General features: G+C 42.4%; 10 protein-coding genes and 1 pseudogene. 7 read left to right on the top strand and 4 right to left on the bottom strand.

Annotated elements, in window-relative coordinates; genetic code table 11:
- Positions 1-319 precede the first annotated feature (319 nt).
- The 4 genes from HZA08_13830 to cobA form a co-directional block, all read right to left on the bottom strand.
- Positions 320-1,477: a 1-deoxy-D-xylulose-5-phosphate reductoisomerase gene (locus HZA08_13830; protein MBI5194500.1), complete on the bottom strand. Its 1,158-nt coding sequence runs from the start codon at positions 1,475-1,477 to the stop codon at positions 320-322.
- Positions 1,477-2,298, bottom strand: a complete 822-nt coding sequence (locus HZA08_13825; GenBank protein MBI5194499.1) for a phosphatidate cytidylyltransferase — start codon at positions 2,296-2,298, stop codon at positions 1,477-1,479. The genes HZA08_13830 and HZA08_13825 overlap by 1 nt, the downstream gene beginning before the upstream one ends.
- Positions 2,298-3,104 (bottom strand): isoprenyl transferase, encoded by an 807-nt coding sequence (locus HZA08_13820; protein ID MBI5194498.1) that lies wholly within the window; start codon positions 3,102-3,104, stop codon positions 2,298-2,300. Before HZA08_13820 ends, HZA08_13825 begins: the two co-directional genes overlap by 1 nt.
- A 144-nt stretch (positions 3,105-3,248) precedes the next feature.
- On the bottom strand, positions 3,249-4,523 hold the full coding sequence (gene cobA, locus HZA08_13815) for a uroporphyrinogen-III C-methyltransferase (GenBank protein ID MBI5194497.1): 1,275 nt from the start codon (positions 4,521-4,523) through the stop codon (positions 3,249-3,251).
- Between the two features lie 224 nt (positions 4,524-4,747).
- On the opposite strand from cobA, the gene polA reads away from it, so the two are divergent.
- The 7 genes and pseudogenes from polA to HZA08_13780 all read left to right on the top strand — a co-directional run bounded on the left by polA (position 4,748) and on the right by HZA08_13780 (position 10,608).
- Positions 4,748-7,453, top strand: a complete 2,706-nt coding sequence (gene polA, locus HZA08_13810) for a DNA polymerase I (protein MBI5194496.1) — start codon at positions 4,748-4,750, stop codon at positions 7,451-7,453.
- An 84-nt stretch (positions 7,454-7,537) separates the two neighbouring features.
- Positions 7,538-7,726 carry a hypothetical protein gene (locus tag HZA08_13805; protein ID MBI5194495.1) on the top strand — a complete coding sequence of 63 codons (189 nt, stop codon included), beginning with the start codon at positions 7,538-7,540 and terminating at the stop codon, positions 7,724-7,726.
- On the top strand, positions 7,714-8,025 hold the full coding sequence (locus tag HZA08_13800; protein MBI5194494.1) for a type II toxin-antitoxin system RelE/ParE family toxin: 312 nt from the start codon (positions 7,714-7,716) through the stop codon (positions 8,023-8,025). The genes HZA08_13805 and HZA08_13800 overlap by 13 nt, the downstream gene beginning before the upstream one ends.
- 39 nt (positions 8,026-8,064) lie before the next feature.
- The gene (locus HZA08_13795; protein MBI5194493.1) at positions 8,065-8,295 is read left to right on the top strand and encodes a hypothetical protein; all 231 of its coding nucleotides are present in this window, start codon (positions 8,065-8,067) and stop codon (positions 8,293-8,295) included.
- Positions 8,296-8,481: 186 nt separating this feature from the next.
- Positions 8,482-9,138 carry a hypothetical protein gene (locus HZA08_13790; protein MBI5194492.1) on the top strand — a complete coding sequence of 219 codons (657 nt, stop codon included), beginning with the start codon at positions 8,482-8,484 and terminating at the stop codon, positions 9,136-9,138.
- On the top strand, positions 9,135-10,454 hold the full coding sequence (locus HZA08_13785) for an ATP-binding protein (GenBank protein MBI5194491.1): 1,320 nt from the start codon (positions 9,135-9,137) through the stop codon (positions 10,452-10,454). Before HZA08_13790 ends, HZA08_13785 begins: the two co-directional genes overlap by 4 nt.
- Positions 10,455-10,518: 64 nt before the next feature.
- Positions 10,519-10,608 (top strand): annotated as a pseudogene (locus HZA08_13780) (ORF6N domain-containing protein).
- Positions 10,609-11,269 lie beyond the last annotated feature (661 nt).

Raw genomic sequence — 11,269 nt, 5'->3', positions numbered from 1 at the left:
TGAACAAAGGGGGGGATTGCCGTTGGCCATTGAGCACCAAAGGAACTTTCCCCCCCTTAACAAGGGGGGGCTTGGGGGGGTGGTTTTCATCCTCCTTTGTGAAACCTCCGTTTCATGACGGTTCATCCGAAAATAACCCCAAGTAAGCAGTAAGCGGTAAGCAGTTAGCAGATAAAGACTGCCTTTCCTGTTTACTGCTCACTGCTTACTGTTTACTATTTTCATGGCCCTTTGTGAACCCTCGGTTCATGAAAGTTCATCCGAAAATAATCTCAAGTGAACAGTAATCGGTAAGCAGTTAGCAGATAAAGACCTGCCTTCACTGCTTACTGTTTACTTCTTTCTCCGCTTCTTCTCTTGCCCATTTATCAGCGTGCAAAATATCTTCCAGTGATTCTGCAGGCATGGTTTTATGTCGTGCCATTGTTTCCCCTACGATCCTTTCTATATCAAGGAAGGCGATCCGTTCCTGAAGAAATGCGCGTACTGCTGTCTCATTGGAAGAGTTCAGCACTGCGGGCATTGTGCCGCCTTCTTTTATTGCATCGTAGGCATAAGATAAATTTGGAAACCTTTTCATGTCCGGGTTTTCAAATGTAAGCATGCCTATTGAAGCAAGGTCAAGCCTTGCCATCATCAGGTCAAGGCGTTCAGGATAGCTCAGTGCATAAGCAATAGGAACCCTCATATCCGGTACACCTATCTGCGCCATCACTGACCCGTCCCTGAATTCGACCAAAGAATGAATAATGCTTTGCGGATGGATCAGGACATTTATCTGATTAATAGAAATATTAAACAACCACTTTGCCTCAATAACCTCAAGACCCTTATTCATCAAGGTAGCGGAGTCAATAGTAACCTTTGCCCCCATGTCCCAGTTAGGATGTTTCAGCGCCTCTTTTACAGTTACCCTCTTCTTCTCCTCAGTGGACAATTTCAGAAACGGGCCTCCTGATGCAGTAAGAATCACCCTGTCAACGTCGTCCCATTTTCCGCCATTCATAACCTGGAATATTGCACTATGTTCACTGTCCACAGGCAATATCCTTACGCCATTCTTATCGGCCTCTTTTGTGACAATCTCTCCTGCCATCACCATAGTCTCCTTGTTGGCAAGGGCGATCGTCTTACCTGCCTTAACAGCGGCAAGGGTTGGGATAAGACCGGCAGAGCCTGCAATGGCAGATACTACTATATCAGCCTCCGGCATTGTTGAAACACATATAAGCCCCTCTACGCCGGAATGTATCTCTATATTCAAATCTTTACATCTTTCTTTTAATTGTGCAGCAGACTCTTTTTTTGCCACAGATACAACGGTAGGTCTGTAACGTCTTATCTGTATCTCAAGTTTATCTATGTTCTCTGATGCAGTAAGACCGACAACCTTAAATTTATCAGGATGAGCCGCAATAACGCTGAGAGTGCTGTTACCGATTGAACCTGTTGAACCTAATATAGAGATGTTTTTTATCATAAGTAGATGCCGATTACCTTTGGTTCAAAATAGAGGATAAAGTAATAAAATGCAGGGACAGTAAAAATAAGGCTGTCAAGCCTGTCCAACATTCCCCCATGCCCTGGAATTATACTGCCGGAATCTTTAAAACCGGCACTCCTTTTAAGCAGGGACTCCGACAGGTCCCCAAGCTGACTGATTATCCCAAGTACCACGCCAATCAATACAGTAGAATTTACCCCCAGACCTTTCAAAAATAGCCACCTGGCAAGAAATGCCGCTCCAACACAGCTTATAACACCTCCCACTGCCCCTTCGATCGTCTTACCTGGGCTGATAACAGGAGATAACTTATGCTTTCCAAGAAGTTTCCCGGTATAATAAGCACCTGTGTCAACGCCCCATGTTACGATAAGAACAAAAAAAATCAGGTTCTGGCCATTGGCCATAGTCCGCAATGAAATAAGATGTCCAAGCGTCCATGCTACATACAATACTCCAAAGACAACAACTGAAATACCTGTTATAGCATCTTCAAGATTTTTCCTGAAAAATAAAAAGCCTGAAAATGTAATGAAAATTACGCACCCTAATATAACTTCCCTCGTTACTAATGAAATTCCATTTGCATAGGTCAGTAGAAAAATAAACCCTGAGAAAAGTCCAAGAAGGGTAAACCTGTTAAAATTTTTGTAATGGAATTTATAAAATTCGTACTGGCCGGCAAAGACTATGGCAGCAACGGCTAATAAAAAAAATGTCGGGTTCAAATACCGGACTATTGAATAAACCAGCGGGATTAAAACAATAGCAGTTACAACCCTCTTCCATCCCATCAATTTGCCCTGATAGCAGTGGTTGGCCTATTCGTTGTCGCTTTAGGCAACTGTTCCTCCACCATGCCGAATCTCCTTTCCCTTTGCTGATAGTCGAGGATTGCCGTATATAAATTTTTTCTTCTGAAATCAGGCCATAAAGTCTTTGTAAAATATAGTTCAGAGTAGGCTATCTGCCATAATAGGAAATTGCTGATTCTGGTTTCACCGCTGGTCCTAATCATAAGGTCCGGTTCCGGAAGCCCCTTTGTATACAGGTAATTTGAAAACATATCAATATCTATTTCCTCGGGCAACAGCTTGCCGTTAAGCACATCCTTAGTTACTGCACGTAATCCGTCTATAATCTCAGTTCTTCCGCCATAACTCAGCGCTAAATTCAGTATCATGGAATTATTATGTTCAGTCTCCTTCATCACCTTCCTAAGCCACTTCTGAACAGACCCGGGCAGTTTATCGGTTTGTCCTATGGTTATAAACCGGATGTTTTTTTCCATAAGTGTCTTTAATTCTCTCTGCAGGTATTCCTCAAGAAACATCATAAGTGCCCTTATCTCGAATGCAGGTCTCTTCCAGTTCTCTGCTGAAAATGCATACATGGTCAGCACCTTAATCCCAAGCTCACGGCTGTATGTGACAATATCCCTCACAGATTTGATACCTTCCCTGTGACCGGCTATCCTCGGAAGCCCTCTCATCTTTGCCCATCTTCCATTACCGTCCATGATAAACGCAATATGCTCAGGCAGGGTTCCCTTATCTATAAGCCTTAAAAGCTCCTCCTCAGAAAGTAAGGATAATTCCATATTATCCACTTTGTTGTCAAAATCCTCCATTATGTAATTAGCCCTATAAGTGCCTGTTTAAAAACAATGTTAAATCATATTATCTTGCGTATTGAATGTCAAATAGTTTTGACTCATAGTTTTGACGCAGGTTTTGAAGCGATGTTACTCAATTATCCCTTCCAGTCCAAGCAGGGCCTTTTTTATCTCTAAACCGCCGCTGTAGCCGCCAAGACTGCTGTCAGCGCTGATGATCCTGTGGCATGGGATAATAATGGGAACCGGATTCTCACCGCAGGCTGAACCGGCAGCCCTTGAGGCGCCGGGCCGTCCGGTCATTTCTGCTATATCTTTATATGAAGCCGTTTTTCCATAAGGTATCCTGAGGAGTGTCTTCCATACAAGCTTCTGAAATGCGGTTCCGGTTAAGTCTAATTTTGAGGTAAAGTTTAAATGCACTCCTTTAAAATAATTGTTAAGTTCAGATATTATTGCAGTAAAGTATATGTTGTCCCTGACAATAACATGGTCTTTATATACTGACTTTAATTCCTTTATAAAGGAAGCCTTTTTTTCGAAAGATATTCTGCATATCCCGCGCGGAGTTGCGGCAATGTATATTTCCCTTTTTAAAATGTCAGATTTAAGAGAGGTATATTTGATAGTCTTATGTTCTGCGGTTGTCTTCTCAAACCACATCAGTCTTTTTCTTAATTTGACTACCTCTCCAATAACGATAATCGCGGGCGGTCTTATACCTTCGGCAATTGTCTTTTTCACTATGCTCCTGAGTGTACCGGTAATGACTTTCTGGATGTCTGTAGTGCCCCACTGAATAACAGCAGAAGGAGTATCAGGATGCCTTCCGTTCTTTAAAAGATTTGAGACAATAGACGGGAGGGTTGTTACGCCCATATAAATGACTATTGTATCAACCCCTGTCCCAATCTTATCATAAGCAATAGAGCTTATCTCCTTTGACGGGTCTTCATGTCCTGTTATGAATAAGACAGAAGAAGAGTAATCCCTGTGGGTAAGGGGTATGCCGGCATAAGCCGGTACTGAAATCCCTGAGGTTACACCCGGAACAATTTCATAAGCTATTCCGGCATTCGCAAGAACCTCTGCCTCTTCCCCGCCCCTCCCGAATATAAAAGGGTCGCCCCCTTTAAGCCGTGCCACTGTTTTACCCGTCTTTGCCTCAGAGACCATTACCCTGTTAATCTCTTTCTGAGGGATGATAGGGCCGCCTCCATGCTTGCCCATGAATATAACCTTTGCATCCGGCCTTGCAAAAGAGAGTATCTTTTCATTTGCAAGATAGTCATAGATAATTACATCAGCCTGTTCAATACACTCCCTGCCTTTTATAGTAAGTAATCCAATATCTCCCGGGCCTGCCCCCACGAGATAAACCTTTCCGGATTTTTTATTTTTCATCAGGTTTATTATAAACAATTTTAAAAAGTTTTGTTGAATATTGTTCAATAACAAGGTTTGATATTGATAATTCATTCTTTAATGGTTTAAGATGTTTCTCATCACTTGACCCGCCTGCGTCAAAGACAGGTATATTAATTCATGGCGGGGATGCACAATATAAAAGGGAGAGTTTTACAGTGAGGCATTAGTTTCAGTGTGTGTAAAGAAGGGGGAAATTTAAAATGTCTGAACTCTATTTGATAGACGGAAGCTCTTATATATACAGGGCTTACTATGCCATAAAGGGGCTGTCCAATTCCAAGGGTATGCCTACTAATGCGGTGTATGGGTTTACGAATATGCTTCTCAAGATTCTGAATGAGAAGAGGCCGCAGCTTATCGGAATTGCGTTTGACCCCAAAGGCCCGACCAAGCGTCATGAGGCTTATGAGGCATATAAGGCACAGAGGCCGAAGATGCCGGATTCTTTGTCCGTGCAGATACCTTATATCCACCGTGTTGTGGAGGCGTTTAATATTCCTCTGCTGTTAATGGAGGGATATGAGGCGGATGACGTAATCGGTACGACGGCAAAAAGGGCAGAAGAAGATGGTAATGAGGTTATTATAGTCTCAGGTGATAAAGATATGTTTCAGTTGATTACGCCGCACGTCAGGATTTACGACCCCATGAAGGAGAAGATATACACAGAACCGGATGTGCATGAGAGATTCAATGTAGGCCCTTCTCAGGTTGTAGAAATAATGGGGTTGATGGGTGATGCTGTTGATAACATTCCTGGTGTTGCCGGTATTGGTGAAAAGACAGCGAAAGACCTCATCTCAACTTATGGAACAATTGAAAACCTTCTCGCAAACCTTGAACAGGTAAAGAAACCAAAGCTTAGGAGCCTCTTGCATGAACAGGCGGATAATGCGAGACTCAGCCGGGAACTGGCGACTATTCATACAGGGCTTCCCATTGATATAGATTATCACAATCTGAAACTCTCTGAGCCTGATTATAATAAGATGACAGAACTATTCAGAGAGCTTGAGTTTTTCCGCCTTCTTAAAACCCTTCTGCCTGTACAAAAAGAAGAGGTAAATGAAAATTACATAGAGGTATCAAGTGATGCAGAGCTTGCAGACATCCTGCAAAAGGTATCAGTGACTAAGAGATGTTCTATCTATATTCATGGGGATTCGCCGGACTCAATGGCCTCGGGAATTTCAGGTATAGGTATTTCTGTTAAGGAAAATGAGGCGTGGTGTGTTTCTATCCACAATTTAGAAATTGATTCTCTCAGACCTATAATCGAAAATCCACAAATCAGAAAATATTCCCATGACATAAAGAGGCATATTATTCTGCTTAAACGCCTTGGGCTTGAACCAAAAGGGTTTGTCTTTGATTCAATGATCGCATCGTATCTCATAAATTCCAATCGCAGTGACCATAATATGGAAGGTATTGTACTTGAGTATTTGCACGTTCCATTAATTACTGATGAAACGTCTATGAGCGTTTCGCTCACAGAGGGACATGAAAATCAGCGGGACAAGAATGTCCCGCCTATCCTCAATTCAGGTATGGATAGGCGGGGTTTTCTAACCCCGCCGGAGGGATTTTCGAGTGAAAATACGAAGGTCAGCTTCCTCTGCCGGCGCGCAGATTATATCCTTAGGCTCGCTGAAATCCTTGAACAAAAAATGATTGAAGTTGGAGTGAAACAATTATTTGATGATATTGAGATACCTCTCACGGAGGTTCTGGCAGATATGGAGATGGCCGGGATCACGGTAGACCCTGATATACTCAGGATGCTCTCAAAAGAAATGGACAGGGATATGGGAGGTATGTGTCAGAGGATCTACTTTATTGCAGGCGAAGAGTTTAATATCTCCTCCCCCAAACAGCTTTCAGTTATCCTGTTTGAAAGACTTGGGCTAAAACCGTTGAAAAAGACAAAGACAGGCTATTCTACTGATGAGGGTGTCCTCACAGAGCTTGCACGACAACATGAACTTCCGGCAGAGATACTCTCTTACAGGCAGTTGGCAAAATTAAAATCCACTTATACGGATGCCCTTCCTGAGCTTATCAATCCTGAGACAAAACGTCTTCACACCTCATTCAGTCAAACGATCGCTGCTACAGGAAGATTATCAAGCAGTAAACCTAATCTTCAGAATATTCCCATACGCACAGAGATGGGTTTGCGGATTCGTGAGGCATTTACAGCAGAAGAAGGTCACGTATTCCTGTCTGCTGATTATTCCCAGATAGAACTGCGTGTACTGGCACACCTATCCGGTGATGAGGTTTTAATAGACGCCTTTAAGAACGGAGAGGATATTCATACAAGGACTGCTGTGGAGGTTTTTGGTCTTTCTCCTGATGAGATTACACCTGAGATGAGGAGAAGGGCAAAGGCCGTGAACTTCGGGATTGTCTACGGCATGAGCCCTTACGGACTTTCAGCAGACCTCGGTATATCCCAGCAGGAGGCAAAGAAATATATTGATAACTACTTTGCCGGACATACAGGTGTAAAGGCATTTATAGAAAATACCCTGCGGAAGGCTGTAGAAGACGGCTATGTTACAACACTTCTTAACAGACGCCGGTATATGCCTGAACTAACGAGCGGTGATAACAGGACAAAACAATTCGGCGAGAGGATAGCCGTCAATACCCCTGTCCAGGGGAGTGCAGCAGATATAATAAAGATCGCCATGATAAAAATTCACAAAAGACTGCGGGATGAAAGATTTAAAAGTAAGATGATATTGCAGGTTCATGACGAGCTGTTGCTTGAAGTACCGGAGGCAGAGTTGGAGCAGGTAAAAAATCTTGTAATAGAAGAGATGGAAGAGGTCATGCCGCTTGCCGTTCCTCTCGAGGTTGATACAGGTGTGGGGAAGAACTGGAGGGATGCGGGATGAATTATTAAGGAAAACAAAATACATCATTGAATACACTATTGCAGGCTGGTATAGTGGAATACATGAAAAATAATTGGAGGCCTTATGAATATTACAAAATCAAGATTGGAAGACCTTGTTAAAGAGCTTCCGGAAGAGGTTGATATTGAGGAAGTAATGTATAGACTCTATCTTCTTCAAAAAATAGAAGCCGGTGAGACAGCCATAAGGGAAGGGAAGGTGCTTTATCACAATGATGCTTTAGCAAGGTTATCAAAAAAATGGCAGAATTGATTTGGAGTGAAAATGCCATCTCTGACTTGGAGGGGATTTATGATTATATCGCCAGGGATTCCCCACTATATGCAAGACATCAGGCAGAAAGGATCAGTACCTCCATCGAACGTTTATTACAACATCCGGATTCAGGTCGTCATCTTCCAGAGTTTCAAAATCTGCCGCATAGAGAAGTCATAGTAGATAATTACCGTGTTGTCTATAGGTATGCTCCGGAGAGTGATGAGGTCATAGTAGTAGCAGTTGTTCATGGAAGACGTCTTTTAACCAAGGAATTTATTGATAGAGAGAAGTGATAGTTGTCAAACGCTATTATTTCTAAACGGGGGGTAATTATGTCCTGCTATTTCAGAAACTTAAAAGACATCTTCGAGGAACTCGGTATAAATGTTACCAAAGAAAATAAGAAGGCAGTGGATCAGGCTATTCACAGCCTTGTTTCAGTCACGTATAAAAACTGTTCTCCTACATGGAAAGAGGTAAAGGCAAGGATCAGGGAAAATCCGGAAGAGCGGACAGCGTTTATGAAGAATTTGAAGGATATTATTTCAAAAAAAGTTAAATAAGCTGTTAGAATTAAGAAAAGAAATTTAATGAGAATCAAAATACTTTCGTCAGCCTTAGATTAAAACGTTGCCCTCATACGTGGTTTTATCGGGAATCCTGTTTTTATCCCATTAAGCACTCGGGGAAAGATCAGAAGATTGTTAAAGGTTTGTGTATTACCGTTGATGACTTAATAAAATAAAATTATGGATTTTACATTTCAAAGACGTCGGCTAAATGAAATGCCGGAATCAAGAATTCTTGAGGAGCTGGAAAAGGCAGCTAAGCATTTTAATTATATAGAGTTTGGACGACGTGATTTTGATAAGATAGCCAGCATCAGCTCAAGTACAGTAAGAAAGCATTATGGCGGAAGTTGGACCAAAGGACTTGAAGCATTAAAAAAATACCTTCAACAAAAAGGATTAGATGTTTCTCCTCGTCCACACGCTCCAAATCGAATCCTGTCTGATAAAGACCTTTTTGATGAAATGGAGCGCATATGGAAAAAGGTTGGGCAACGACCATCAAGTACCGAGTGGGAAATATCCAAACCTAAAATTTCTTATGGCACATACAAAAAACGTTTTGGCGGCTGGGGTAATGCGTGTTTGAAATTTATTGAATATAAAACGGGTGGTGATATTTTAGCGGGGTATTTCTATCGTACGAGTAATTCTGGGGACATACTTAATTCAACACAGAATTCAGCAAGCCAATTAAGTATGGACATCCCCAGAATTACCCAGTTTATTCCTGAACAGACCCTTCGCTTAGTAAAAGTGCATAGCCAAAACTTGATATTGTCGCCCCACGGGGGTATTATATCTCCAGTTAACATCCTTCATAGGGGGCTTATTTGAATAAAGAATCTATCCTTAACATCATATTCGAGTGGCAAAAAATCGTTCAGGGCCGCCAGGGGACTGTCCGAGAGGCAGAGCATCTGATCATGAGTTCAATAGGCTCCAAACCTATCAAGATAGTCACAGGGTTCCGCCGCACTGGAAAGTCCTTTCTTGTTCAGCTCATAGCGAAAAAACTGATCGAGAGGGGTTATATCGCACCGGATAATTTGCTGTACCTCAATTTCGAGGATTACCGCCTTATGGGGGTCGTAAACCCTGAGAGGCTCGGCGATGTTTATGATACTTTTTTAGAATCCTCCGGGCGGCCGGGCCGGAAGCTCCTGATATTCGATGAAATCCAGCAGGTCTCAAACTGGGAGCGGTTTATCAGAACAATATATGAAAAAGGCGACGCGGAGATAATTATAACAGGGTCAAATTCGAGTCTTCTGTCATCGGAGCTTGGCAGCGGGCTGGCCGGCAGATTTGTGGAGTTTTCAATACACCCCTTCAGTTTCAAAGAATTCGTTCAGTACAAGGGATATTCAATCCGGGCAAAGAAGGAGTTTCAACGCAATAAACCTGAGCTACTTAAGCTGTTTAACGAATATATGTCTTACGGCGGGCTTCCGGAGATCTTTGACATAGGTTCGCCGGACGCCAAAAAATCTTACCTTGGCGGCATACTACATAAGGTGATACTTGATGACATCGTTAAGCGTTTCAGGGTGGACAACGTTGACGCTCTCGAAAAAATCATGCACTATCTGATTTCAGGGGCAGGAAATATTGTAAGCTATGCCGGGCTGAGCAATAAAATGGCTGCTCTGGGTCATAAGGTCAAGCCAGAGACAGTACTCTCGTACTGTAACTATTTCATAAAGTCCTTCGCCCTCTCGGAACTTTCTAAGTTCAGTTGGAAACTTGGGAAGGTCTTCAGCACGTCAAAGAAATATTACGCAGTAGATACCGGACTCATTTCTTTGTACGCCCCGATAGAGGAAAACTACTCTGTCCGCCTGGAGCATATTGTTTATCACGAGTTAAAAAGAAGATATGCCGGAATTTGTTATGGCGCAGGGGACGGCGGAAGAGAGATAGATTTTCTTGTGCGTAAGGACAGCCGGATATGGGAGAAATATCAGGTAGCTCTCACGCTGGATAAAGGCAATGAGAAACGTGAGCTTGGGGCCTTTTCTATGGCAGGCCAGTATCTTGAGCAAGGAGAAAATCATATTCTTACTATGGATGACAGCGCTAAGGAGATCGAATATGCCGACCGGAAGATATCCCATAAAAATATATTGTCATGGTTGCTCGGACTTGATTAGCAAGTGGTGTCTAAATCCTTAAAAAACAATTTCAAAGTTTATGACAGACCCTTAGTACCTTGCCATATTATATGGTGTCACAACAGGCAACCTAAATAAGGCTGTAAAAAGAAATATTGAAAGGTTTCCGGAAGATTTTAAATATAGCTTGACAGTCTTATGAAAAACCAAACAAGGAATTCCCCTCTCTTGATTTCCCATCAAGCCCTTAACTATACTTTAAATATGCAAGGTAAATTTAAAGTGTACTTACGTAATTTAGAGCAGAGGATCAGGCATCTCACGGATAAAAAACAGTCGGCAATAATTTTAGGCCCGCGGCAGACAGGCAAGACAACTCTGGTGAAGCAATGTCTTTCTGAGCAAGCTTTCACACATATATCTTGAAGAGGAGATACGAGCTGAGGAATTAAGCAGGAAGGTCGGGGCATTCGGCCGTTTTATGGAACTGGCAGCACAGGAGTCCGGGACAAACCCGAATCTGACAAAGCTTTCTCTGAAATCAGGGGGTTGGCAAGCTTTATGGAGACATATAAAGGGTTGGCTAAACACGGCTATGTTGTAACCAACGGCAGGGTACCTGAGAAACTAACTGATAAAATTACAGCTATCCCATGGAGGTTTATCTGATACCTTCTCTCAACACTTAGATACTCTACCTAATATCCTCCAGTTGCTTTCAACGGTCTACCTTTACTATATGCAACTATCATAACCTCTCACCGCTTGCCTGTCTGTTGCACATTATTAAATGTGGCCATGATAGTATCCTGCACAAAGGATGGTGCAATGGTACAGGTTAATATTTTATAGAG

It is taken from the genome of Nitrospirota bacterium, from assembly GCA_016212215.1.
Taxonomy (GTDB): Bacteria; Nitrospirota; 9FT-COMBO-42-15; order HDB-SIOI813; family HDB-SIOI813; genus JACRGV01.
The sequence above is the reverse complement of the archived record's forward strand: the minus strand, read 5'-3'. Positions and strand labels throughout refer to the sequence as shown.